The organism is Anabaena sp. TISTR 8404 (assembly GCF_056847745.1).
In genome coordinates, this window is record NZ_CP180578.1 from 5,755,341 (window position 1) to 5,780,488 (window position 25,148).

General features: G+C 41.5%; 27 protein-coding genes. 10 read left to right on the top strand and 17 right to left on the bottom strand.

What is annotated here, in order from left to right:
• Window positions 1-376: 376 nt before the first annotated feature.
• Both pheA and ACMX3D_RS25045 read right to left on the bottom strand, forming a co-directional pair.
• Window positions 377-1,255 (bottom strand): prephenate dehydratase, encoded by an 879-nt coding sequence (gene pheA / locus ACMX3D_RS25040; protein WP_482748499.1) that lies wholly within the window; start codon window positions 1,253-1,255, stop codon window positions 377-379.
• Window positions 1,256-1,363: 108 nt separating this feature from the next.
• Entirely contained in the window at window positions 1,364-3,019 is a 1,656-nt protein-coding gene (locus tag ACMX3D_RS25045) for a glycosyltransferase family 39 protein (protein WP_482748500.1), read from the bottom strand.
• 386 nt (window positions 3,020-3,405) lie between these two features.
• Here ACMX3D_RS25045 and ACMX3D_RS25050 point away from each other — a divergent pair, with 386 nt between their 5' ends.
• Window positions 3,406-3,993 carry a DUF1997 domain-containing protein gene (locus ACMX3D_RS25050; protein ID WP_482748501.1) on the top strand — a complete coding sequence of 196 codons (588 nt, stop codon included), beginning with the start codon at window positions 3,406-3,408 and terminating at the stop codon, window positions 3,991-3,993.
• Between the two features lie 59 nt (window positions 3,994-4,052).
• On the opposite strand, the gene ACMX3D_RS25055 is transcribed toward ACMX3D_RS25050, so the two are convergent.
• The 4 genes from ACMX3D_RS25055 to ACMX3D_RS25070 form a co-directional block, all read right to left on the bottom strand.
• The gene (locus tag ACMX3D_RS25055) at window positions 4,053-4,718 is read right to left on the bottom strand and encodes a ribonuclease HII (RefSeq protein ID WP_482748502.1); all 666 of its coding nucleotides are present in this window, start codon (window positions 4,716-4,718) and stop codon (window positions 4,053-4,055) included.
• A gap of 8 nt (window positions 4,719-4,726) precedes the next feature.
• The gene (gene rne, locus ACMX3D_RS25060) at window positions 4,727-6,799 is read right to left on the bottom strand and encodes a ribonuclease E (RefSeq protein WP_482748503.1); all 2,073 of its coding nucleotides are present in this window, start codon (window positions 6,797-6,799) and stop codon (window positions 4,727-4,729) included.
• Between the two features lie 561 nt (window positions 6,800-7,360).
• The gene (locus ACMX3D_RS25065; RefSeq protein WP_482748504.1) at window positions 7,361-10,018 is read right to left on the bottom strand and encodes a TIGR03960 family B12-binding radical SAM protein; all 2,658 of its coding nucleotides are present in this window, start codon (window positions 10,016-10,018) and stop codon (window positions 7,361-7,363) included.
• Window positions 10,019-10,159: 141 nt separating this feature from the next.
• Window positions 10,160-10,492, bottom strand: a complete 333-nt coding sequence (locus ACMX3D_RS25070; RefSeq protein ID WP_482748505.1) for an STAS domain-containing protein — start codon at window positions 10,490-10,492, stop codon at window positions 10,160-10,162.
• 457 nt (window positions 10,493-10,949) lie between these two features.
• Between ACMX3D_RS25070 and ACMX3D_RS25075 the strand changes: the two genes are divergently transcribed.
• Window positions 10,950-11,153 carry a hypothetical protein gene (locus tag ACMX3D_RS25075; protein WP_482748506.1) on the top strand — a complete coding sequence of 68 codons (204 nt, stop codon included), beginning with the start codon at window positions 10,950-10,952 and terminating at the stop codon, window positions 11,151-11,153.
• Window positions 11,154-11,326: 173 nt separating this feature from the next.
• Window positions 11,327-12,499 (top strand): LL-diaminopimelate aminotransferase, encoded by a 1,173-nt coding sequence (locus ACMX3D_RS25080; protein WP_482748507.1) that lies wholly within the window; start codon window positions 11,327-11,329, stop codon window positions 12,497-12,499.
• A gap of 186 nt (window positions 12,500-12,685) precedes the next feature.
• Here ACMX3D_RS25080 and ACMX3D_RS25085 read toward each other — a convergent pair whose 3' ends face one another.
• The 3 genes from ACMX3D_RS25085 to ACMX3D_RS25095 all read right to left on the bottom strand — a co-directional run bounded on the left by ACMX3D_RS25085 (window position 12,686) and on the right by ACMX3D_RS25095 (window position 13,983).
• Window positions 12,686-13,036, bottom strand: coding sequence for a hypothetical protein (locus ACMX3D_RS25085; protein ID WP_482748508.1), 351 nt, complete (start codon window positions 13,034-13,036; stop codon window positions 12,686-12,688).
• A 165-nt stretch (window positions 13,037-13,201) separates the two neighbouring features.
• Window positions 13,202-13,636 carry a pentapeptide repeat-containing protein gene (locus ACMX3D_RS25090; RefSeq protein ID WP_482748509.1) on the bottom strand — a complete coding sequence of 145 codons (435 nt, stop codon included), beginning with the start codon at window positions 13,634-13,636 and terminating at the stop codon, window positions 13,202-13,204.
• A 122-nt stretch (window positions 13,637-13,758) separates the two neighbouring features.
• Entirely contained in the window at window positions 13,759-13,983 is a 225-nt protein-coding gene (locus ACMX3D_RS25095; protein ID WP_482748510.1) for a hypothetical protein, read from the bottom strand.
• Here ACMX3D_RS25095 and clpS point away from each other — a divergent pair.
• Both clpS and ACMX3D_RS25105 read left to right on the top strand, forming a co-directional pair.
• The gene (gene clpS / locus ACMX3D_RS25100; RefSeq protein ID WP_062297100.1) at window positions 13,967-14,248 is read left to right on the top strand and encodes an ATP-dependent Clp protease adapter ClpS; all 282 of its coding nucleotides are present in this window, start codon (window positions 13,967-13,969) and stop codon (window positions 14,246-14,248) included. The genes ACMX3D_RS25095 and clpS overlap by 17 nt on opposite strands.
• Before the next feature lie 65 nt (window positions 14,249-14,313).
• Window positions 14,314-15,150, top strand: coding sequence for a CPBP family intramembrane glutamic endopeptidase (locus ACMX3D_RS25105; protein WP_482748511.1), 837 nt, complete (start codon window positions 14,314-14,316; stop codon window positions 15,148-15,150).
• A gap of 120 nt (window positions 15,151-15,270) precedes the next feature.
• Here the strand turns inward: ACMX3D_RS25105 and ACMX3D_RS25110 are convergent, their stop codons facing one another.
• From ACMX3D_RS25110 to ACMX3D_RS25125, 4 genes are all read right to left on the bottom strand, one after another.
• Window positions 15,271-15,534, bottom strand: a complete 264-nt coding sequence (locus ACMX3D_RS25110) for a hypothetical protein (RefSeq protein ID WP_482748512.1) — start codon at window positions 15,532-15,534, stop codon at window positions 15,271-15,273.
• Between the two features lie 143 nt (window positions 15,535-15,677).
• Window positions 15,678-16,316, bottom strand: a complete 639-nt coding sequence (locus ACMX3D_RS25115) for a pentapeptide repeat-containing protein (protein WP_482748513.1) — start codon at window positions 16,314-16,316, stop codon at window positions 15,678-15,680.
• On the bottom strand, window positions 16,313-17,710 hold the full coding sequence (locus tag ACMX3D_RS25120) for a DICT sensory domain-containing protein (protein WP_482748514.1): 1,398 nt from the start codon (window positions 17,708-17,710) through the stop codon (window positions 16,313-16,315). Before ACMX3D_RS25120 ends, ACMX3D_RS25115 begins: the two co-directional genes overlap by 4 nt.
• A gap of 84 nt (window positions 17,711-17,794) precedes the next feature.
• Window positions 17,795-19,387 carry a photosystem II high light acclimation radical SAM protein gene (locus tag ACMX3D_RS25125; protein WP_482748515.1) on the bottom strand — a complete coding sequence of 531 codons (1,593 nt, stop codon included), beginning with the start codon at window positions 19,385-19,387 and terminating at the stop codon, window positions 17,795-17,797.
• A 563-nt stretch (window positions 19,388-19,950) separates the two neighbouring features.
• On the opposite strand from ACMX3D_RS25125, the gene ACMX3D_RS25130 reads away from it, so the two are divergent.
• The 4 genes from ACMX3D_RS25130 (at window position 19,951) to ACMX3D_RS25145 (ending at window position 22,434) form a co-directional block, all read left to right on the top strand.
• Window positions 19,951-20,328 carry a DUF1830 domain-containing protein gene (locus ACMX3D_RS25130; RefSeq protein WP_482748516.1) on the top strand — a complete coding sequence of 126 codons (378 nt, stop codon included), beginning with the start codon at window positions 19,951-19,953 and terminating at the stop codon, window positions 20,326-20,328.
• Window positions 20,329-20,505: 177 nt separating this feature from the next.
• Window positions 20,506-20,967 carry a DUF4079 domain-containing protein gene (locus ACMX3D_RS25135; RefSeq protein ID WP_482748517.1) on the top strand — a complete coding sequence of 154 codons (462 nt, stop codon included), beginning with the start codon at window positions 20,506-20,508 and terminating at the stop codon, window positions 20,965-20,967.
• A 62-nt stretch (window positions 20,968-21,029) separates the two neighbouring features.
• Window positions 21,030-21,587: a hypothetical protein gene (locus ACMX3D_RS25140; RefSeq protein WP_482748518.1), complete on the top strand. Its 558-nt coding sequence runs from the start codon at window positions 21,030-21,032 to the stop codon at window positions 21,585-21,587.
• A 76-nt stretch (window positions 21,588-21,663) separates the two neighbouring features.
• Entirely contained in the window at window positions 21,664-22,434 is a 771-nt protein-coding gene (locus tag ACMX3D_RS25145; RefSeq protein WP_482748519.1) for an ABC transporter ATP-binding protein, read from the top strand.
• A gap of 47 nt (window positions 22,435-22,481) precedes the next feature.
• Here the strand turns inward: ACMX3D_RS25145 and ACMX3D_RS25150 are convergent, their stop codons facing one another.
• Window positions 22,482-23,249, bottom strand: coding sequence for a response regulator transcription factor (locus tag ACMX3D_RS25150; protein ID WP_062296855.1), 768 nt, complete (start codon window positions 23,247-23,249; stop codon window positions 22,482-22,484).
• A gap of 275 nt (window positions 23,250-23,524) precedes the next feature.
• Window positions 23,525-23,725 carry a hypothetical protein gene (locus ACMX3D_RS25155; RefSeq protein ID WP_482748520.1) on the bottom strand — a complete coding sequence of 67 codons (201 nt, stop codon included), beginning with the start codon at window positions 23,723-23,725 and terminating at the stop codon, window positions 23,525-23,527.
• Between the two features lie 85 nt (window positions 23,726-23,810).
• On the opposite strand from ACMX3D_RS25155, the gene ACMX3D_RS25160 reads away from it, so the two are divergent.
• Window positions 23,811-24,059, top strand: a complete 249-nt coding sequence (locus tag ACMX3D_RS25160) for a DUF6761 family protein (protein ID WP_062296854.1) — start codon at window positions 23,811-23,813, stop codon at window positions 24,057-24,059.
• Between the two features lie 322 nt (window positions 24,060-24,381).
• Here ACMX3D_RS25160 and grxD read toward each other — a convergent pair whose 3' ends face one another.
• Both grxD and ACMX3D_RS25170 read right to left on the bottom strand, forming a co-directional pair.
• Entirely contained in the window at window positions 24,382-24,705 is a 324-nt protein-coding gene (gene grxD / locus ACMX3D_RS25165; RefSeq protein WP_482748521.1) for a Grx4 family monothiol glutaredoxin, read from the bottom strand.
• Between the two features lie 75 nt (window positions 24,706-24,780).
• Window positions 24,781-25,038 (bottom strand): BolA family protein, encoded by a 258-nt coding sequence (locus ACMX3D_RS25170; RefSeq protein ID WP_482748522.1) that lies wholly within the window; start codon window positions 25,036-25,038, stop codon window positions 24,781-24,783.
• Window positions 25,039-25,148: the final 110 nt, after the last annotated feature.

Below are 25,148 nucleotides of genomic sequence, written 5' to 3' on the forward strand. Positions count from 1 at the left end.
GCTTGCTGCCTTATCCTGAAAATAATTATTCACTAAGACCTAGCTAGAAGTGCTAATTTCTGAGTAAAAATTAATGAGTTATTGAATTAAACCTTTATTCATGATAGTGTATGCAGTTTATGATATTTCAGAGAATAGGTAACAGTAAATAGGCTTACAAGTCTGTTGGAATATTTATTTTATGATTAGAATATGTCTAAATTTAACCAGAAATTGCTATAGCTACTTACAGCGGTTTGCAATTGAATAAAGTATATTTTGATCACGAAAAGGAGGCTAGTGTAATCTACCTCATGTAGATGCAAGAATTGCATCAAGTAACTGTTAAATATCAATATTGTAAGGGATAAGGCAAATAATAATGTTAATTTTTGAATTATGCTGCCAGAGAGTTGACTGATAAGACAGCATAGCTACCAAAAATCTTTAAAATTTCGGTGTACTTCGTTAAATCTGCTATGGCAGATTGCATTTTTGGTTCATTAATATCTGCCTCTAGGTCAATAAAAAATAAATATTCTCCGAGCGATCGCTTGGTAGGGCGAGATTCTATTCTGCTAAGATTAATTCCTAGCTCAGCAAATACTTTTAGAGGCTTGATTAACGCACCAGGGATGTTTGCAGGTACGCTAAAAGCTAAAGAGCTATGGGTAGGATTTAGTGTATTTCTGTGATATTCAGATGTAGGGTTATTTTGACTAACTACCCAAAAGCGAGTACAGTTTTCTGGATAGTCATTAATGCCTTGAGCGAGAATCGGCAGATTATAGAGTTGGGCGGCTCTAAAAGATGCGATCGCAGCTGCTGTTAAATCTTCTTGTAGCGATTGTAGGGCTTCTGTGGTGGAATTGCTCGGAATGATTTGTACAGTTGGCAGGAATTTACCTAACCAATTTTGACATTGTGCTAAAGCCTGGGGATGTGAATAAACCTTCTGAAGGCTATCCAAGCCAGTAGCGCAAGAAATTAAGTTATGGGCAATAGGCATGACTAAAGCTAACTGAATTTGTAAACTGTCCAATTGCCACAGCGCATCCATAGTCATGGTGACACTACCTTCAATGGAATTTTCTACTGGCACAACTGCTAACTGAGTTTTTCCAGCAGCAACCGCTTGGAGTGACTGAGCTATGCTAGGGTACGGGCATAAAGTAGCTTCAATTCCCGTTGTTTTGGTCAACCAGTTGACATACAAAACTGCTGCTTGTTCTGCGTAAGTGCCTGGAGGGCCTAAATGAGCAATAGATAAAGACATCGCGTTGGAACTGTAATTACTGTCAGATTCATAGACTATACCGCAGGCAAACCTAGCTTAAAAGAGAACATTGATTTAAATCGCTTTGTTTGACCTTATACTGCCGTTTTATGTTGTACAACGATACAGTTTGTAATTATATTCACCAGCAGATTTACCGTATTGTGTATCAGGAAAACATTGCTGAGATTCTAAATTGATTGGTGTACGGAATTCAACTAACCATAAATCCAGAGGTCGCCCAATTGTAGCTATTTTTTCTTGTAATACTTGCACTGCTTGAGTGTAACTTTGATTGTCTGCATCTTTACCAGTTAGGAAAAACTGTGCATTGAGATCAGGTCTTTGTTGAAGTTCCCAAGCTAATCCCATCATCCTACCAGTTTGCCCGTGATGGATATGTGTTGTAGCGATTAACACCTTACTTTGAGATGCTTTATGTATGAGTGAGGCTAAGATATCTGGGCGTTGGTTTTGCAGATAACCGATATTCCAACCTACAGTTACTCCTCCCAATAGTGCTATCAGCAAAATTATTTTCACCGCAACTTTGCCATTTACCTGATGTTGCCAATAACCTGCTAATGCAGCACCTAAAAACAAAATTACTGCTGGTGCATACACAAATTGAAATCTGGCGGCTAGAGTTAGATCTTTACCTAAAACGTAGGTAAAAAATAAAATTAAAAAAACTGCTGTGAGAATATAACTATCCAAGATTTGTCTTGCTAAAACTCTATTAAGATTATCTTTGAGAGTTTTTAGACCATAATGGAGTTTAGGTAAGCTCCACAACAAAAACAGCAAAGTTGCTACACCGGAAATAATAATAACTTCTAAAGGTACGCTGGTCAGTGCTGAAGGCAGAAGCAACAGCATACTCATATTCCACAACAGTAATCGTCCTATTGGTTCTAACCATCTGGTATGGGGGTTACTAATAGCAACCCAGGTTGTTAGGTCGTTATTGGGTATACTGTGCAGCAATGGTATCCAAACAACACATCCAATCAGCGTACCTAAAACAAGTATGCAAATGCGCCAATAAGTTTGCCTAGTATTTTGCTGACTGTTACGCCAAAGATGCACGAATAATATCAAGGCTTCAGCAGCCAAAGTTAGTGCAAAAAAATAATGGGTTGCTACTCCGAAACTATTGATTACTACCCAAGTTAAGATTATCCATATAGGCAGAGATTGCTGACGATCGATATTTTGAATTGCTTTCACACAACAACATAAAGAAGCGATGATTAATAACATCGCCAAAGTATAATGTCGCGCTTCCCTACCGAGAAAAACAGCGTATGGAGAAACTGCCATCATTGCAGCTGCCATTTGCCCTACTAACTTAGAACGAAAGGTAAGATAGCCAAGGCCAAACATAGCGGGAATGGATATCACACCTAACATAGCACTGAGCGATCGCGCTACCCAAATTGAGGCGATTTCCCCTGTGGATGAGAAAATTTTCATCCACAAATGGGCTAATACAAAATAAACAGGAGGATGAGTACTCTCAGTCAGCAGCCGTTCAATAACAGTATTAATTTCAATTGTTGGGTTAACTTGTAATGGCTGCAACAGTATATCTGAACTAATAATTTCATTAAGTGGTACTGTGCGAAAGCTATTTCCCAGGCTAAAAACCATCGTGGCACACTCATCAGTCCAAGGTGGTAAAGATGCTAGACGCACAAAGCGTAGGGCTGTACCAATAGCTAACCAAAACAACAGTAGCAATATGTGAAAGTGGTGCTTCATGAACGCAAAATCAACTCTTTGTGAGTAGGGATTACCTCAGCATACAAAAAGTTAATAGACACTAAGCTGTTACAAACCTAAATTGTACATTTAGGCATTATTTGAGCAAGAAAGCAGAGGCGCAGAAGAAATCAACGTGTTCTCTTATTGATCGCATTCTTTGTTCATACTGGTATAATTTTTTATACTTTTTATATCTGTTTTTAAAAAAATATTTTCATAAAATAGTTGTGAATTGATTTATAATTTAAAAATAGTAATAACTTATTCAGCAAATCTATCATTAAAAATTTAACTTAAACTCAGGCTTATTTATTCCATTAAAATAAGAATTACACTAAATTTATTACTATATAAAAGTATCAAATAATTGCTGTCTGCAAATCATGCCTACAAGATTTACTGCTTCTCAATCGGTAAAAATTGCTGTACCGCAACAGCCTATTCCTATTCAACATTACTTGCGGCAGCCTCAAAGGTTGGTGAATGCTTTAGTTGATAATAGCCGTGTTCAACAGCTTTCTGAGGAAGTATTTCGTTTAAAAATGCGTCCTCTATCTTTTATGACACTCAGCATTCAACCTACTGTAGATATGAGAGTTTGGGCAGAATCCAGTGGCATAATTTATTTGCGATCGGTAGGTTGTGAAATTCTTGGATTTGAATATATTAACCAGCGTTTTGCTCTCAATTTACAAGGACATTTATCTCCTTATCACCACAGTAGCGGTACTCGTTTAGAAGGAAGAGCCGATTTGGAAGTACAAGTAGAATTACCTCCACCATTTTCTCTTACCCCAAAACCGATTTTAGAAGCTACTGGCAATGGCTTACTCAAGAGTGTATTGATGACAGTTAAGCAAAGATTGTTACATCAATTACTGGCGGATTATCGTCATTGGGTAATATCACAAATGCAAGTAAAATCCCTAGAAGAAGATAGTCAAGAGTTATCAATATTGAATTTGGAGTAATTTATTGAATTGTTATTTATCTTTAGTAACATAAATAACTAAGGATAAATAACAAAGAACTAATGGCTAATTTGGCAAGGGCTAAAGGATTTGCGATGCAGGGATGAAGGCCCATATTGTCGCAATGCTAGTAAATGTTTTGGGCTACCGTATCCTTTATTACGCTCTAAGTCGTATTGAGGGTACTTTGATGCTAAACGCAGTATCAATTCGTCACGCCAAACTTTAGCCACAATACTAGCAGCTGCGATGGAAAGCGATCGCTCATCCCCTTTCACTATTGTTTGCTGAGGTATTTGCAAGTCTTTAATTAGCTGATTACCATCAACCAAGCAGATTACAGGCTGTACTTTCAATTTGAGTACAGCCCGTTTCATGGCTAACAGCGTTGCCTGCAAAATATTGATTTGATCAATTTCAGCAGTTGCAGCAAAACCGATTTTCCAATCTGTTGCCAGCTGACCAATCTGTTCTGCTAAATATTTTCTGCGAGAACTAGATAGCTTTTTACTATCTTTAATCCCAGCCGCTATCAATTCTGAAAAAGCATCAGCTGGTAGGATGACGGCTGCTGCAACTACGGGGCCAAATAAAGCACCACGCCCAACTTCATCGATTCCGGCAACTAGCCCAGAAACCCCAGATAAAGGGGGGGAAAACTCCAGCCAATTCAGTTCACCTAAATTTAGTGACGAATTAGCAGCAGTTTTTTTTATCTCTACCATAGAGCATATTAACTTTCCTCAAAAGTGGAATTACCTGATTCTACAGCCGAGGAACGACGACGACGGCGACGGCTACCTGTGGCCGTAAGACTTGCCTCAGTTTCTTCAGCAGTGGGCGCGGTGAATCCTTCTGAATCAATTGGTTCTTCTGGTAAGGATTTTGGCTCTGGTTCTATAGGCAATGTATTTACTGTCTTAGGAAGTGTTTCGGGAATAGTTATATCTGAGGGTGGTTCTGGTGGTGTACTTGTCCCTTGTCCGGGCTGCACAATGTTAATAATCACCGACTTGGGATTTTTTACTTCCCGATCTAATTTCACTAAGGGAGATATTCCCATTAAGGCAAAAACATCTTGTTCTTCTAAAGTCATTTCTACAGTTCTAATTTCCGGTGGTTCAACCACTGGTTTTACAGGTTCTGTTTTGATGACTTTATTGCGTTCGACTCTTTCTGTCCAACCTGATTTGCCTAAGCTGGGTGTGGGAATTTCTGGTGTTGGGCTTAAGTCTACTTCGTTGTCCAGGTCTAGTTCGGTATCAGGATCAAAACCTAGAGAGTTAGGAGCCAACCGTGATTCATCTTTACCATTTGCGCCATTGATACCAATTCTTCTACGACGGTTAGTGCGACTACCACGCTTATTGTTATCCCCTAATTCGTGATAACTAGGATGGTTCACTAAATTCAAGGCGCTTAAGTCAGAATCAGTATCAAAATTATCACCAAAGCTATCAAAGCTTTCTCTTGGTTCTGAAATCCGCGCTACGGGCAAACGGGGTTCTCTTTGCGGTAAGGGTACAAAACGTTCTGGCAGTTCTGCTGGGGTAGGTAAGCGAGTTTCGGTTTCTCCAGGCAGATGGACAACGTGTCCTAAACCACCACAGGTTTGACAAGTTCCACCAAATAATTCGTAAATGTTTTGACCTTGGCGCTTCCGAGTCAGTTCTACTAAGCCAAGTTCTGTGAGTTGGGCAATTTGAGGACGGGCTTTGTCTGCTTTCAGGGCTTTGTTGAAATGCTCCAAGACGTGCAATTGGTCGCGCCGTGATTCCATATCGATGAAGTCAACAACAATTACCCCAGCAATATTCCGCAGTCGCAATTGTCGGGCAATTTCTGTGGCGGCTTCGCAGTTTGTCCACAATACTGTTTCTCTGGCTGTTGCCGATCGCGTGAACGAACCGGAGTTAACATCAATTACTGTAAGTGCTTCTGTGGGTTCAATAATAATGTAGCCACCAGAAGGTAAATCTACTCTTGGTTTCAGGGCTTCTCGAATCGCCGCATTGATGCGGAAATATTCTAATATGGGTGAGCGATCGCGGTGATGATCAATCAACAATCCTTGTGGTGTCTGTCCGCCACTCCAGTTTTGCAAATACTGTTTCACCCGCTTCAGTCCAGTGCTGGAATCAACTACAATCCGGTTGACATCTGCACCGTACATATCCCGCAATACGCGCTGAATAAAGTCATCATCTCGGTTCAACAGGGCGGGCGCACGGGTCGATTGTGCTTCTTGTTGAATTGCTTCCCATTGTTTTTGTAGCAATTCTAAGTCTTCCATGATGGCTTCTTCTGGTTTACCTTCTGCTTCTGTACGCACTAGCAAACCCATTCCCGCCGGCTTGATTAAGATTGCTAACGCCCGGAGCCGGTTGCGCTCATTTTCACTTTTAATTCGGCGAGATAAATTCACGCCCCGACCATAGGGCATCAGTACTACATAGCGTCCAGGTAAAGTAATGTTACCAGTTAGCCTCGGCCCTTTAGTACCCGTAGGCTCCTTCATTACTTGCACCAGCACTTTTTGCTGTGGTGTTAGGAGTTCTGTAATGGCTGCTGCTGTCCGCTTTAGCCTTAATGGGCCTAAGTCGGTTACATGAATAAAGCCATTACGTTCCGGATCGCCAATATTTACAAAAGCCGCGTCAATTCCGGGCAATACGTTTTCTACTACACCTAAGTAGATATCACCAATTTGGTGATGGCCTGTGGCTACAACGAGTTCTTGTATTTGATCTTCAGAAAATACGGCAGCTATTTGATGCTGCTCTGCGATGATAATTTGTTTTGGCATTCAATTTCCTCAAAAATTGGCAGCACAGATGTAGTTCTGGCGGTTGGTCATGTCCCTCGCCTCTGCCAGCTACTAAAGGTACTGCTGATAATAAAATTTGTGAAGCTGAGCTTCAAAGTTAAAGAGCTAATGACTGAGTAATCGCGTTTACACGCCTGTTTATTACAGAACGGTTGCATATTGTTTAAGTAAATAAATCAACCGTCCGTGGTTGATTTTTGATGCGATACCCGCACCACCTAGGGATTGGGCATTCAGCAGTTGTTTAAAAAAAAATAGAGTAAGAGTTGCCGACGGAGCCTGCTTTTAAGTTAATAGTTCACTCAAGTTGCTATCAAGAGAGGTTGTTTTTTAATCCGCTTCAGCTTGTCTGGGATAAAATCCTAGAAGTTGCTCTCTAGTATCTTTGCTTTCGCTCCCTGAGTATAAGGGTAGTGAACTAGTTAATTCAATGCAGCGCCAGAAAATTTCTCTTCACCTCATTCTAACGCAACCTTGCTAAAAATCAATTCCCATGATGTGCTACATCAGGGCAACTACTGGCAAGTTACCCTTTAGGGATTATACTCCTAAAACTAACTGATTGCGGTGAATTTGCAGAAGTTGAAATTCTCGGTTTGCAACTACTTCTAGCATAGATAGGATTTGCTCAGGACGCAAGGAAACGCCGTCATTGCGGCAACTACCTAGATAACGCAGAATGGCGGTAGATTCTGCTGTGCTATTGTGAGCTTCTACTAATGCCAATTCAAACATGCGATCGCGCAGATTTACTACCTGAGTTTTGCCTGACTTTGTTATTTGCTCTACGTTAATTTCGTCCTTGGCTAAAATAGCATCCATCCAATCTTGCCATTGTGCAGGTGTAGCTTCAGTCTGTACTGCTACCGTAATCAGGTACTCGGCTGCTGCTAAGGCTTGGTTAGCAGATGGAGATTTTAAATCTATCTCTGCTACACGATACACAGGTATATCTGTAGGAAGTTCCTGCACTAACTTTGCTTGAAAAGTTTTGATGTCTACAGTTGTAGTTAACTCAAAATCGACGATTTCGCCATTGCTAGTAGCACCTAAAGGTAAAGCACTAGCAATCATAATGCGTGGGTTTGGGTGAAATCCACCTGTATAAGCCACTGGCAAACTCGCGCGGCGCACAACTCTGTCAAGCAAACGCAGCAAATCCAGATGACCTAGCAAAGCCATGTCACCTTGCTTACCAAACCAGACACGCAATCTTTGTACTTTGGTTGTGTTCGGGACAAACTCACCTGCAAATTGGGGGATAGGCGGTGGTTCAATCACAATATTGTGGCCGAAGTCTGTGCCGCAGACACCGCAATGCGAACATCCTTCAAAAGAGCAATCGGGGACAATTGCTGCTTCTAAGGCGCGTTGTAAGTCTTCTTTCAACCATTTTTTGTCGATTCCGGTATCAATATGATCCCAAGGAAGGGGAGTGCTGAGGAGCCACTGCGTTGCGGAGGTTTCCTCCGTTGAAGCAAGTGGCGTTGCTAAGTTGTCTCCTTGTTCTTGTGTCTTCGTAGTTTCTTGTGGAAACAAGTTCCATTCGCCGTTTTCGACTTGGCGGTATTTCCAGTCTAGACCTGCTTCTGCGATCGCCTGACCCCAAGCGGTGAAAGCTTTATCTAAACTGTCATACCAAGAATCCATACCTGCACCTAATTCCCAGGCGCGACGGACGACTTTACCCAATGTGCGATCGCCTCTGCCAATAAAGTCTTCCATTGCCGAAATCCGGACATCGGTGTAATTCACCTTCACTCCCCTCATCCGGCGGAATTCTTGGCGCAGTAGGTCTTGCTTGCGTTCAAATTCCGCAGTACCTACTGAGTGCCATTGAAATGGTGTATGCGGTTTGGGCGTAAAGTTGGAAATTGTGAGGTTAAAGTTTAGCGGTCTTCTGCCTTTACCTCGACATTCTCGTTGTAACCAGCGTACCGTTTCTGCGATGCCTAAAACATCTGCATCTGTTTCACCTGGCAAGCCAATCATGAAATAGAGTTTGATTTTATCCCAGCCTTGTTCCCAAGCTGTTTTCACGCCTCTTAAGAGTTCTTCATTCGTCAAACCTTTGTTAACGATATCCCGCATCCTTTGGGTTCCGGCTTCTGGTGCAAAAGTTAATCCACCTTGGCGCGTACCACCGAGGATGTTGGCAATGTTCTCATCAAATCTATCTACACGCTGACTTGGCAACGACAGGGAAATATTTTCATTTTTTAACCGATTTTTAATTTCCATCCCTACCGCTGGTAGGGCTAAATAATCAGAACAACTCAGGGATAGTAAGGAAAATTCATTGTAACCAGTCGCCCGCATTCCTTGCTCGATGGCATCTACAACTTTTTCTGGTTCCACATCTCGCGCTGGACGGGTAAGCATTCCTGGTTGGCAAAAGCGACAGCCACGAGTACAGCCACGGCGAATTTCAATTGTTAAGCGATCATGTACTGTTTGGACGTAGGGAACTAACCCAATGGAATAGGCGGGGATGGGGGTCGCAACTCTTCTGAGAATGTGTTTTGGTATATCTGGGGAGTTAGGATGGACTGAACCATCTGCGGCCATGTCGTAAAACTGCGGTACGTATACCCCTGGTATTTGTGCCAAGTCGAAGAGTAAATCGCGGCGACTCAAATTGGCTTGTTTACCTTCTTCTAATACCATGCCGATTTCTGGCAAGAGTTCTTCGCCATCACCTAAAGCGAAGAAGTCAAAAAAGTCGGCGTATGGTTCCGGGTTTGAGGTTGCCGTTTGTCCTCCGGCGAAGATGAGCGGGTAATTCCCTGTTGCTCGTTCTTGCCATGTCAGGGGAATTCCAGCTAAATCCAACATTTCTAAGATGTTGGTTGCACCTAATTCGTAACTAAGACTAAAACCTAAGATGTCAAATTCTTTTAGCGATCGCTTTGACTCTACAGCAAACAAGGGGGTGTTTGTTTCCCGGAGTTTAGCTGCTAAGTCTGTACCTGGGAGGTAAGCGCGATCGCATAATTGGCGCGGTTGGGCATTCAAAATGTTATAGAGAATGATATGCCCCAAGTTAGACGAGCCAACTTCATAGACTTCTGGGTATGTTAATACCCACCTAATCACTGCCGTATCCCAAGGCTTATGTACTGCTAGGCGTTCGTTACCGAGGTAACGCGCGGGTTTTAAAATATCCGATGTGATTAATTTTTCAACTGCAACAGCCACTGTGCTATCTTCTAGCTTTTTTATTATTTACAGATAACCACCTCCAACCTTAGCATTTATCTGGTCTAACCATAGGTTTATCTTTGCAACTGACAATATCCTTTACACAATTTTGTAGCAAAGATAAATTTTGTGTTACAATTATGGGCTTACAGTAACCGACTCAGCATTATCTTCAAACTCAAATACCCCATCAAGTTGGGTCAATTCAAAGATAATTTTAATGGCTGGAGACACAGAACATAGCTTTAAACTCCGTCCCAAGTTTTGAGCCAACTTCAGTGCAGATACTAATGCCATTAACCCTGCGCTGTCTAATGATTCTACCGCTGCCAAGTCCACAAGCAAGATTGAGACATCATTTTGTGTTAATGCTGCGGTCAAATCTCGTTCAAATTCCAATGCGTTTGCCGCATTGAGGTTGCCCTGTTGACGAATAACTGTAATTTTTGGGCATTCCAGCACTGCTTGCATATTGACATCCTAAATTAGAGTTATTAAACCTTTAACCTGAGATTTATTTGAACATAATCTCTTTTTTCAGGCATCGACCATACGTCTTACATCTCTTTGCTGAATCTTTATGGCTAAAGGGTATATCCTTAAAGATTGTCATAAATACAGGGTAAAATGTAATTATATATACTTTTTTTAAACATCGGTTCTAAAACAATCAACATAGACAGCCACGGAATAAATCACTCATCCGTAACTTTGCTGGGAAAGCTTAATTTGTGGATACTTAAGCCTATTCAGCTATAGCTAAGTATGAGAGTAAATACGGTCATTTGGAAAGAATAAGATGGAGTTAAGGGTAAATTTTTCAACAAAAAATATGTGATCTAAATCACTAAATTTTAGCGTTTAGATCACAATTTATACTTAGCTCTATCCCGGATAATTTAGTATTACCTAAAATGGGTTAATAAATATGAGTAGGAGTAAGTACGCTATTCGCCAACTGGTAGAAAAAGCCCTTGACATTAAAAAATTAACTCCAGAGATAGAAAATGAAATCAATTCCGAATTAACCCAAATGGGCTATATCTCGGATGTAGACTTTGAAGCTTTGGAATTATTAATGGCAGAAATGGATGCTGGCCGAGTCAAGCTAGTTCCAAGCTGGGGATATTAATTTTTGTCATTGGTCATTGGTCATTTGTTATTCTTGCTTCTGGTGTCTTGTGTATTGTGGAAGCGGTTTTTTGATGATGACCTGTATTTTTCTGTGAGATTTACTGTTTAGTTACCTGGTGTGGCGTAAACTGTGCTAATCAGCATTAATGTTTGCATTAGTATTAAGTCGCCATGCAATTCGCTAAACGCCTAGAAAAAATTCCTCCCTACCTCTTTGCTGAAATTAACCGTAAACGAGAAAAACTCGTCGCCGAGGGAGTTGACATCATTAATATGGCAATAGGCGACCCTGATAAACCGACTCCTGCACACATTCTCCAGGTAATGCATGAGGCGATTGATGACGCTGCTACTCACAACTATCCGCCTTACGAAGGTATGCAAGAATTTCGTCAGGCGGCTGCTAAGTGGATGGAACGTCGGTTTGGGGTAACTGGGTTAAACCCGGATACAGAGGTTGTAGCGTCTATTGGTTCTAAAGAAGCAATACATAATACTTTTTTAGCTTTTGTGGAAGCAGGAGATTATACACTCATCCCCGATCCTGGTTATCCGGTATATCGCACTTCCACAATTTTTGCTGATGGTGTGCCTTTCACCATGCCACTGAAGGCAGAAAACCAGTTTTTACCAGATTTAAGCGCAATTCCTGAAGAAATTGCTCAAAAAGCCAAACTGTTGTGGATTAACTACCCAAATAACCCAACTGGGGGAGTAGCAACACTAGAATTTTTTGCAGAATTAGTAGATTTCTGTAAGCAGTACAACATCTTGCTGTGTCATGACAATGCTTACTCAGAAATGGCTTATGATGGCTACAAACCGCCAAGTGTGTTGCAAGTTCCTGGGGCAAAAGATATCGCCATTGAGTTTCACAGTTTGTCTAAGTCTTACAATATGACAGGCTGGCGGGTTGGTTTTGTAGCTGGTAATGCACTAGGTATTCAAGGTTTAAGACAGGTTAAAACGAACGTTGATTCGGGAGTGTTTAAGGCAATTCAAAAAGCAGCGATCGCAGCTTACAATACTTCAGAAGCCGAACTGCAAACTTTGATGTCTGTTTACCAAAATCGCCGCGACACTATTGTTAAAGGTTTGCAATCTTTAGGATGGCCGATTCAGCCGCCAAAAGCTACTCTTTACGTTTGGGTTCCTGTTCCTGCTGGCTATACTTCTGCGGAATTTGTAAATTTATTGCTTGACAAATGTGGCATTATGGTAGCTCCCGGTAACGGTTACGGTGCATCTGGTGAAGGTTTCTTCCGCATTGCTTTAACTATTTCTGAGGAACGTATGCAAGAAGCAATCGAGCGAATGAAGGATGCTGGTATTCGCTACGCTTGAAAAGTATGAAGTGTGAAGTCTGAAGCCTGAATTAACGTGGTGTGCGACTTATTTTAAAACCCCTCTCCAAACCTCTCCCCGACGCGGGGAGAGGCTTTAAGTCTTGCTCCCCTTCCCTACAAGGGAAGGGGTTGGGGGTTAGGTTTGAGATGCAACGCAAAAGTATCAAATTTCAGACTTCATACTTCACACTTCAGACTTTTGAGATTGCCACATCTGCTGAATAAATTGATGCAGTTGCTGTTTAGCAACAAAATCTGGTTCGCCTTTTGGTTCTTTGACTAAAACCTGACTCAACAGGGTAATGACTTCTGTGTCTAAAGCAGGGCGAAATAATTGGATAGGCCAAAGTAAGTCAGATGCGTCTCGCAAGTCTGTAATTAATGGCGGTTCTTGAGTATGGTTAGCCAGCAGTAAAGGACGCACCCAACACAACTGACGGGACACAACAACTTCAATCACTTCCGCGTACAAATTTTTGTCACCATGCTCTAAAGATACAATTTGTCCTGGTTGAAATTCTGGGTGTGTATCCATAATCACGTAGCTAGTACAAAAATATGAAGTATGAAGTATGAAGTCTGAAACGAAGAAAAGTAGTGTGAGTTTTATTCATTGAGTTGAGATATTTTTGTCGTTATCATTTGTTGGGGTTCACTGCGTTTCACCCAAGTTACAGGAGATTGCGATCATAACTTATGCCTAGTTAATGGTATCGTTAATAACTTTGCCATCAGACCAGATAGTATCTCGGCATATACACTCAGTAAAAGATGTATTATCCAAAGTAGCTCCTCTAAAATTGGTTCTCAGCATAGAACACAAAGCAATTTGAGCATTTCTAAGATTAGCTTCCTCGAAAATAGTTTCAGCCAAGGCAGTTTCTTGAAGCAAGGCTCCTTTCAAGTTAGCTTGCCTAAGATTAGCTTTTACCAAACTGGAGAAAGATAAATCAGTCTCCTCCAAAGTAGCTTTCTCTAAATTAGCTCTACTCAGGTTAATTTCTCTCAAACTAGCTCTACTGAAATTAGCACCGCTTAAGTTAGCACCACTCAAGTCAGCACAAGGTACTAGCATAATTCCTATAAAATTTCTCTCACCAGTAAAGTAACGCTGGAGCAACTCTTCGGCATCCATAATTCATTTCTCCAATTAGATAACGCATAAAGATAATACAGTGAACTTTTGATCTATCACCTTTAACCTAAAGCTCAAATCATCGACCTGTCCACCAAATAACTAGCCAAAGGAAGTTTAAATTACCAGATAAGGCTTTCTCTCCCTAACAGTGGCACATCCTCAGCGACAATGGCGCTAATGATGTAGGGGTTGTCTTGAGAACCAACCTTTGGGTAAGAGAGAGTTTGGAATTTAATGTTATAAAATAAGTGAATAACTGTTAAGCTGTTAAGCGATCGCCTATAGGCATTCCGTTGTAGTAAATCATCGAAACAAGAGCAAAGAACCGTGTCTGTCGAAACCATTGAGAAGAGTTCTACATCCCGCAAGCTCGCCCCTCGGTATCGCGTTTTGCTCCATAACGACGACTACAACTCTATGGAGTATGTGGTGCAGGTACTATTAACCACCGTACCGAGTCTCACTCAGCCCCAAGCTGTGAGCATCATGATGGAAGCCCATACAAACGGGTTAGCTTTAGTCATTACCTGCGCTCTAGAACACGCTGAATTTTACTGTGAAACATTGAAAACTCACGGTTTATCCAGCAGTATTGAACCTGATGAATAATTATTGGTCATTTGTCATTCGTCTAACATCTAGAATATTGACTGATGACTTTTGACTTACTTGGTATGAAAAACAACCTTGTCCGTTTAGCTCAACACCCTGCCCCTATTCGGCTGGGTTGTTTTATTTTAATGCTGTTGCTGCTATGGTTGCCTTTTGCTGCACCAATTTACTTACTAGTGCGTGATGCAAACTTAGTAAGTATTTTGACAATGGTTTTGCTATACATAGAATTTATTGTGCTGTTGAAGCTATGGGGTAAATATGTCTACCAGCAACCTCAGATATTGCAGCATTATGGCTTAGACACTACGCCACACAACAGAATAGATTTGCTGCGTGGCTTGGCTATAGGTATTACTAATATTTGGATTCTATTCGGTATAGAAAGTCTTTTAGGCTGGCTGGTATGGCAACAGCCCAAAGTTTTTTTATTAAAAATAGTTATAGAAGGTTTAATTGTTGGCTTGGCTGTTGGTTTCGCCGAGGAATTATTATTTCGCGGCTGGTTGCTTGATGAATTAGAACGCGACTACAACCAGCGTGTAGCACTATGGACGGATGCTATTGTCTTTGCTACGTTGCATTTTATTAAGCCATTAGAGGCAATTATTCAAACTCTGCCGCAGTTTCCGGCTTTAGTAGTTTTGGGGTTAACGCAGGTATGGGCAAAGCGTTGGCGTAGAGGACGTTTAGGCTTACCAATTGGTTTGCATGGTGGTTTAGTTGGAGGCTTCTACATTATTAATGTCGGCGGATTAGTTAAATATACAGGTGTAGTGCCTGATTGGGTAACTGGAGTTTATCAAAATCCTTTAATGGGTGTGATGGGGTTATTTTTGATGAGTATTTTGGCGTTATGGATGAGCAGACAAACAGTAAAAATTAGGATTACTGATTAGTTTCTAAAATATTATGCATATGTATATACATAATATTTTAGGAAATTACGTAAGAATGCAAAGAGGCTTCTTTTGCAGAATAAATACAGAAGAAGCCTCTCTGACTAAACCATAATTTTTTTAAGAACGCATCAGGTAAGATATTTCTACGGTACTCATTCTGTTTAGTCTTGATACATCAAGTATTTTGCCTAGATTGAAGCTATCATTTGTAAATTTTTCTACTGGTGCTTCAATTATTTTCAATTTTTTAGCTTGTTTTTGACTGTTTATTTCTATAACTTCTGCTTTAAATACAAAATGTGAGTTTAGAGGAATCAAACATTTAACAGCGATTTGCTCCCCGACGGCAAGTTGTTCCATTTGTAAGATAAGAGGTTGCATTCAATGCCCGTTTTACTAATTGTTTACCATAGAAGCTTACTCAAAAATTCACTGAAACTGAATAGTTACTCTAAAGCTGCTGGAACAATCAAACCCGAAAGTATAAATAGTCTTCTAGAACTTCATAATTTAACTTTTTGTCATTACAAACCCTTCTCAATAACTGTACCCACCAAACACGCTTTATCTAACTTCACACCGCTTAAATTAGCGCCTTCTAACTCTGCACACAGCAAGTTAGCACCTGTAAAATTTGCCCCAGCTAAATTCGCACCCCGTAAGTCAACTTCTTCAAGATTCGCCTCACTCAACAGTGTTCCTTGCAAGTCAGCACGGCTTAAGTCTGCACCTTTGAGATTTGCCCCACTCAAGTTAGCACCACGCAAGTCAGCACCGCGTAAATCAACGCCTTGCAAGTTGACATTCATTAAATTCGCGCCACTCAAAAAAGCACCCGCTAAAGATACATCAGTAAGTGTTGCGCCCATGAGGTTCGCACCGCGCAAATTACTACCACGCAAATCAGCACTAGTTAAGTCGGCTTGCATCAAGTTTGCGCCCATCAGGTTCGCCCGCAAGTCTGTTTCTTGCAGGTTCGCCCCCATTAAATTGGCTCCTTCTAAATGCCCACCTTCGAGTTTGGAACCACTAAAATTAGTGCCAACCAGGGTAGCACCTGCAAAATTTATCCGGCTTAAATCGAGTTTACAGAGTTCCTCGTCTTCTAAGTTTACCCCTGGGAGTTGTTTAAGGGTTCCTGATTTAATAGCTTCAATGTTCATTGGGGGTAACTACCAATCTCCTCACTACTCTTGCTATGGCTATCCCAGCGAGAATCAAGTAACCACATACCGTTGCTGGCTTTGGTTGTCATCACAGGTAAGTCTAGCCCTTGTTGCAAACCCATGACTAACAAAGTTAGGGCATCTATTAGTTTAGGGTCAAAGCGGGTTGATTGTTGCTGTCGGCATTGTTCTAAAGCTTGAGCAAATATTTCTTCCCGACTTTGATTAGCTGATTTAATTTGATTGACTCGCCATTGAAATTCGGCGACTAATGCCAAAATTCTCGACTCTAAGGGAATTTCATCGGCAGCTAAACCTGCGGGTTCTCCTGTACCATCCCACCACTCGGTTTGGTGTGTGATAATTTGGGCAACAGCCCGGAGTCGAGGCATGGTTCGCAATACCTGTGCGCCTGGTACTAAGGGACAGGTTAAGGGACAACTGGGGGCTTGTTCTGTGTAACTGCTAGATGTTCCCGGAGTCAGAACACTTTCGGCTTTCTGTAACGGATCTATGCGGTGTAATAAGCCTGCCAACCTCAATCTTTTGATTTGCCAAGCTGGTAGTTCTAATAATTGTCCCATCGCCTCGGAAAGGGCGACAACTTCCGCCGCTGCCATTGGGTTGTTGATATCTGCCAAATCTATCAACTGCGCCATCCGTAAAAATGCTTGGATTTCGTTAGAAACTAAGTTGCGATCTAACGCTTGTTGCCGTAGTGCTGTAGGAATAGATAAGTTTTCTTGCCCAGTTTGCAGGTAATCGACTACACGGGAGACTACTGTACTTAAGTCTTCTGGTGTAGCTAGACGAGACTGAATAGCTTCTTTATGAGCAGTGAGTTTTGCGGCTAGTTCTGGATTGTATTGTTGAATATGAGCGATCGCTAACTGGGCTGTTTCCTTCACTAACTCCGGTTCAAATGTCCACAACCCGTAGAATTTGCGTTCTAAGTCTGAAGCTGGTATCCCACCTGCACCATAATCAGCTTCCGATAGTTCTTGACAAAGTACCATTGCTGTGTATCCAGGCGACAGAATAATCAAATGCCATTCCTGCGCCACTGGATCAGATGAATCTAATCCTACTAAGTCTACGTTAGGTAATTGGCTAGTAGGATGTTCAGCAAAGCCTGCATCTGGTGCTGCCATGATGGCAATTTCACGACTGCTTTTGGCTATGTCTGCATATCTTTCTGCCTCTTGTAAATACCATTTACCCCGCTGGAAAGCTGTGATTACGAGAGGCTTACCCTGATCAGCAATAATATGGTCTTCTAGCGCATGGCACAGAGAAACCAGGGTGTTTTTATAATACACCCCAAATCGAATTGGTCTAGTGCTATGGCGATGGGCGGTTTCCAGCTGTTGTAAAATCGAACCTTCTAACATAGGGGGTTGGGAGTAGGGAGTAGGGAGTGGGGAGTGGGAATATGGAAGGTTTTTTAGTACCCCATCCCCTTATTGATTTGTCTTCTATGATACGCCTGCTAATTGTTTTTCTTTCGTCTCGATTGGTGCGGACAGAGCTTGTTCTAAATCGGCACAACCAAGCCTTTCTTCTAAAATCTTCATCACTTCCCGTCCGAAGTCATTAGGATTTTGTCGCCAAGCTTGTAAGCAGACTTCGCCAAAGAAAGAACCAAGGGGTTCGGGGTTCCAAAGCAGTTTTTTGGCTGTCCACGGCATCAAGCTCATAGGATTGTACCCTGGTTTGAGGATGCCTTCTTTAAAGGCATATTCTTCTAAATGAGTGTGTGGTTGCAGTCCAATAAAGAAAATTGCTGGTTCGACTTTATCTGCACCAAAGATTCTTTCTAGTTCGCGGTGGTAAGCGATGGTTTGGCGAATAGTTTCGGGACGTTCGTCAATAACGTTAAAAGAATAATTGACAGAAACTAAATCGTTAAACCCAGCTGCTTTTAAATCACGACAGTTTTGTAAGACAGTCCGCAGGTTGTACCCCATCCGCATTTTGCGTACAAGTTCTTGAGAACCGCTGGTAATACCAATTTCAAAATAGTTCATCCCGGTTTTAGCCATCAAGTCGCACAATTCGGGTGTTAAATTGTCGGCTCTGATGTATGCTGCCCAGTGGATATCTGTCATTCCAGAATCAACGATCGCCTGTAATAGTTCTACCGCATCATCGATATATCTCCGCGCTGGAATAAATTGAGCATCGGTAAACCAAAAGTTCCGCACCCCGCGATTATATAGTTGCCGCATTTCAGCCACAACTTCCTCGGCTGGATTTATCCGTACTTGTTTACCTTCCACAACAGTGTAGACACAGTAGCAGCAGTTATGCGGACAACCACGCTTGGTTTGTACACCGATATAAAAGTCTTTGTCTTGCAGATAATAACTAAACTCTGGCCAGACGCTTTCAATATAGTCGTAGTTACAAGCGGTTTTTTGTAATGGGGTAGGTTGTTCGTGAATCAGGCGTTGACGTGGTTTAGCTTCTCCGACTACATAACAGCGTTCATCACGGAATTCTTTTCCGCTTAAGAGTTTATCGAGTAAAGTTTCGCCTTCACCTACTGAAATGATTGTGCCTGAAGGTAAGCTTTTACCCAACTGTTCGTAAAATACACTGACTGCACCACCGCCAACAACTGCACGCGCATCAGTATTGTATTTTTGGGCGCGTTTTAAACCGCGTTTGATTAATCCCAAATTGCGCCATAACTCTACATAATAGGCAATGAAAATTCTTAATCCACCCAATGCCCCACGTAGTTTGATTAGAGGATTTTTGGCGTAATAAAATTCAAAAGCGTTTTGCAACGGGTTTCCACCACGTCCCCCGACTGGGGCATAAATCTGAATATCCCGCCAAGAAAATACTAACAGTGTGGGTTTAAATTCATCGATACAGCGATCTAAAGCCGCAGCGTAGTCTAAAGGTGGTACTGTTCCCAAATCGAAAATGCGCTGTTCGATGTTTGGGAATAGCTTGTGGACATGATCACAAAGATAAACCACCCCAATGGGAAAGATGGGGTTACAAGGAAGGCGAACGTAGAGAATGCGATTTTCGATCATCGGTTTTTTAACCTCCATCTTGCCATTTTTTCAGGAAAGCGAGAGATAGTGTAAGTTCTAAAACGAAGTTTGCTTAGTCTTATTTATGACAATCTAGCTTGACTTTTAAGCAACTTTGTGATTTCACCTTTTCCTGTTGGGAGTGGCGGAAATAGCTAAATTTGCTAGGCATCAAACAGGAGAGATTGTTTTATGAATAAATTGTTCATATATCTTTACCATAACATTGAGTTCAACTATTAAGCGATGATCCCTTGCTATCTTGGTGGGAATAGCACAAAACACAAACTCATGAAAAATGGCTACAAGCCAGAAGATAGTTTTAGATAGCCTATTGATAGTTAATTAACATCAAAGACAAATTTGTTACCAAAGAAAACAATTAAAAATTTTCCTTAATACTGTATAATTTTTTAAGAATGAATCTTTTTTATAAAAATTTCATAACTTGAACATATCTTTAGATAGAAATAACGTAGAAATTTTCAGTTGGTAGTCGGAGTTACAGTAGCTGGGGATCAGCCAGTGCTAGTCTTGGCTTGTGTAATATACAATGTGTGGCGTAAAGCTCCTCGGCAGTTATGGCTCAAATCTTAGACTCTCTACCACCTGAGCAATCGGGGAAAATTCTCTGCTGCTACGTTAATGCCACGAGCAAAATCCAGGTGGCTCGCATCTCTAACATTTCTAACTGGTACTTTGAAAGGGTTGTGTTTCCTGGACAGCGCCTCGTGTTTGAAGCCCCACCGGAAGCTCAAATGGAGATTCATACAGGGATGATGGCAAGTGCAATTTTATCGGATACGATTCCGTGCGATCGCCTTGCGGTTCACGAACCAAGCAGTAGTGACTTTAATACCGACTCAGCGACTCTCGACCCCATCAGTAAAAAACCAATAGCCCAGTCAATTAATACCAAAAGCGGAGATACAACAAAACCTTTAACAGTTGCTGGTTAATCATTGCCTTGATTAAAATAAAAAATTTGTTCAAAAAAATATAAGGTTGCTGATATCAGCAACCTTTTCTATTTGTGGCTTAATAGTCAATAGTCAAGAGTCAATTGTCATTAGTTCTCCCCCCTCTGCTCCTCCGCTCCCCTGCTCCTCTGCTTCTTGTCCCCACCCCCCAAATTTATGCACCTACCCTCTTTTCTCTGGCTGTGGAAAATCGCCGCTTGGTCGATGGGATTATCACTATTGGCTTATGTGCTGTTAGCGATTACAGGTATATGGATGTGGCAAGCCAGAACTTCTCAGTCTATGCCTAGCTTTCCTGGGTTTCCTTTGAGTCGTGGGGGAGTGCGATCGCTGCACTATACAATGGGCATTAGCATGGTGAGTTTAGTGTTACTATTACTGGCGATCGGTATTATCGGCACATTAGGACACTTTGGCTCTTTAGGACATTCATCACATTTACCTGCTGGGCTAATAGTAGTATTTTTAGTTTTGCTATCTGCTGTCAGTGCAACTCAAATTAACCCCAGACGACCTTGGGTAAGAACTTTACACATCACTGTAAATATTATTCTCTTCGCCGCCTTTGCTTGGGTATCCCTAACAGGTTGGACTGTAGTACAAAAGTATTTACCATAGAGTCGCCTGAAAATTGCCCTTCCAGTTAGGATAAAACTGAAAGCAACAATCTTTATGGAACCGTGACAGCAAACTCAGCTAATACCTCTACTACCGTTTTTCGCCTATCTCCGTTGATTCGGATTACCCTGTTGAGTTTATATGTAGCACTCACAGTGCCATTGCCATTTTTAGCCGAAGCAACAGCAGCACCAACACCACCAACCTTACTGTGGGTAGGAATTTGTATCGGCTTTGTAGGACTTTATGCCGTATTAACTGAAAGAGTAGTAGTCAATGACCAAGAAATTCAGGTAACTTACCCTGTTTGGGTTCCACGCTTCTTTCGTAAAGGTTGGACTTTACCTTGGTCAGAAGTTAAAGGATTAAAACCCCGTTCTACTGGACAAGGAGGGCTAGTTTATTATTTTCTCAGCAAAGATGGTAAAGCTTACTTATTACCGATGCGAGTGGCGGGATTTGCCCGTTTAGTGAACATCGTACAAGCCAAAACAGGTATAGACACCACAGATGTCCGTCCCTTAGCACAGCCTTGGATGTATGCGATTCTATTTGGATTTACATTACTGCTGCTGTTAGTCGATGCTTGGACGATTAATACAGCCTTGACACTATCTTAAATTAAAGGCTCATGCAAAGACGAAAAAATTCTTTGCGCCTTTGCGTGAGCATTAAAAAACTATATATTTCTACACTGTGGATAATTTCACTCCACAAGCCCAACTTAGGCTTGAGCAAGTTAATCTCTATACAAAACTAAAAAGCAATCACCAGGGATACCCCATCTTGCAGGACATTTCTTTTCAAGTATTCCCTGGTGAAATAATTGCTATTGTTGGTGTAACTGGTGCGGGAAAGACCTCATTACTACGCCTAATAAATCGCTTGAGTGAACCCAGCAGCGGCAAAATCTATCTCGAAAATCAAGAGTATCGCCAAATTCCTACCATCCAATTACGCCAAATGGTGACACTGGTGTTGCAAGAGTCGAAGCTACTGGGGATGACAGCTCAACAAGCCTTGGAATATCCTTTAGTTTTGCGCGGGATGCCCAAACAGACGATTCAGCAACGAGTTAGCCATTGGCTGGAACAACTGCATATCCCTAACGATTGGTTAGGCAAGAATGAGTTACAGCTTTCATCGGGACAAAAGCAATTAGTTGCGATCGCTCGTGCTTTAATCATCCAACCCAAAATCTTACTATTAGATGAGCCAACATCTGCCTTGGATGCGGCTACAGCCTCTCATCTGATGCAAATCTTAATTCAACTGGCTGAAACCCAACAAACTACAATTTTGATGGTCAATCACCAGTTAGACTTAGCCCAGATGTTTTGTACAAGACTATTACACCTGCACCAAGGACAGTTGTTAGCAGATAAGCCAGCCTCTGAGGTAGACCTAGCGAGTTTACAAGCAAGTTTAATCCAAGCAGAAACTCAAGCCACAGAAGAATGGATTTAAAAACTTCTGATCTGATAAATCACCCTAAACTCAACACCTACATCTCATTACCGTTGAGTAGTAAGTGTTGGACGTTGATTGCTGAATCGTTCTTTTGCTAACTTTGTTTGCGATTGTGGAAGATTAGCATTCAAAATTTCCATGTTAAATCGGTATCCCACATTCCGAATAGTTTGAATCAAACTAGGTTGGCGGGGATCAAGTTCTACTTTTTTGCGTAGCGACAAAACATGAGTGTCAATTGTGCGCGGGTTGTCAATTGCATCTGGCCAAGCACGACGCAGCAATTCTGACCGAGACAAAGGTACTCCACCAGCTTGCGCCAAAACATACAGCAAACTAAATTCTTGGGGTGTTAAATCGATAAACTCCCCTTGGAAGCGAACACGACGTTGCACTAAATCAATTTGCAACGTGCCATAGTCTAGATAGGCTGGTGCAGTAGGCGTGCGTTTGCGGCGAATTAACGCCTCAACCCTAGCCAAAAACTCTTGCATTCCAAAAGGTTTGCTGAGGTAATCATCTGCCCCCGCCTTCAGTCCTGCGACAACATCCGCTTCATTGCTACGTGCAGATAGCATTAAAATTAAAGGCTGCTGTTGACGATGCAACCAACGACAAAACTCGATACCATCACCATCAGGCAGATCCGCATCTAGAATTACTAGAGTAGGTTGATGGGTTAAAAACACTTCCCTTGCTTGATAAATGCTGGCAGCTTGATTTACCCTATACTCCAATTGTTGCAAGTGCCAACCCAGCAACGACCTTAGATGGGGATTCCCCTCAACGATTTCAATACAAACCGAACCCACGGCGGTAAGACCCCTTAGCGTTGATGACTTTCAAAGTAACAAGCTCATGCTCAAGGTTTTGTAGCTTTTGCTACTTCTAATCGGAATTCGTTTGACAATTATTCAAAAAAATGGCTGGAATATCTTCAACCTACGCCTATTTCCGAGGTTAAATACTAATCTTCTTAAATTTTTGTTAGACTTATCAAAAGTTCTTTTTAACAATCATCTTGCTCTTAGCAAAATGTAACTTTATTAAGAACTTATACTCAACTAAATGTTTTTTACTGTAACTATCATTCAGTCGTGATGTGGAGTTCAAATTCAGCTTGATCAAGCTGACCCTCAGCCACAAAACCAACCTGTTGATAGAAAAAATCATAAGAATAAATTACCAAACAATCACTTTCCCAGTTTTCTGGAATAGGATCTAAATACGCTGTAGCTGCTGGAGGGGGCAGAGCAAAGCAGACTAATTGGCATAAGTTATATGCCAAAAACGCTTTTAAGGCGAAAGTGGCACTTCACATTTCAGCGTTAATCATTTACAATTCTCATTCCAAAGAGATCTAAACAGCAGTTATGCTTCAAGACACACAAACCATCCGCTATTACCAAAGACTCACAGACGCCTTCGTCGAGCTATGGAATCGCGGTTATCGTATGGACGATATGCGGATGTATTTGGATGGATATCTAGCCGCACTGCGACATGGCAACGCCATTGAGCCATATCTGATTCATCGTCTAGAGGAGGAAGCCAGCCGCTACTTGTACGATGCATCAAATTTTGCAATGCCGGAACCACAACCACAACACGATTACTACTAATGCCTTTGCTCAGTCATTAAAAGTAGCCGTAGATTGACGCAGATGATTATAACACATTATCTGTATTGATCAAGCGTGTAGTGGTGTGATTTTTGGGAGAGATTGTATTAGGAGAAACATCCCCTCATGCTCGTTGTGATTTAGTTAATTCTGCTGAGGGGTGTTTAATATCGTGATTTTAATTAAAAAAGCAGAAAGTTTTTTATTTACCACTTGCTAATCAGCCATTGAGTAATTTTCTGCTTTGGGAAGCGTAGTCCATCAAAAAAGCCCCGTTTATGGGGCTTTTTTGTAATATCAATTGAGTTGCTGCTTAGTTAATTTACGAAGCTAGGGCAACTTCCACCTTTTGCTGCAATTCACCCTTTTGGTACATTTCAATCAGGATGTCGGAACCGCCAATGAATTCACCATCAATATAAACTTGAGGAATGGTCGGCCAGTTGGAATATTCTTTAATACCTTGACGAATTTCGTAGTCATCAAGAACATTAACCGTCTCGAAGGGAACACCCAAAGTATTGAGAATTTGGACAACGTTGTTAGAAAAACCACATTGAGGCATTAACTTAGTTCCCTTCATGAAAACCAAAATTTTGTTTTCTTTGACTAAGTTATCGATTTTCTCTTTGAGTTCTGGCGACATGGTATTCTTGTTTCCTATGTTACTGATATAAAAAAATCAATAGTCAATGCTCAACATAACTGGGAACTATTGATTTTAGGAAGTGGCTGTTGTCTGCCAAGTTTCAGGCGTATATGTTTTAACTGCCAAGGCGTGAATTGCTTCAGTTGACATCGCTTGCCGCAACGCACCATAAATTAACTGATGTTGTTGCACCAGTCCTTTACCTGCAAACTGCGATGATACGACTGTAACTTGATAGTGGTCACCGCCACCTGTCAAGTCTTGCACTTGTATCTGAGCGTCTGGCAGTTCCGCCTTGATCATAGCTTCAATCTGCTGCGGACTAATCATCGCAATTCCTGAAAAAAGTTACTTCTCTATTATTAGCAGATTAGGGAGTGGGAGTAGGGAGTAAGGCTAGGGACTAGAAATTAAAAATAATTCTTACATTATCCCATTTT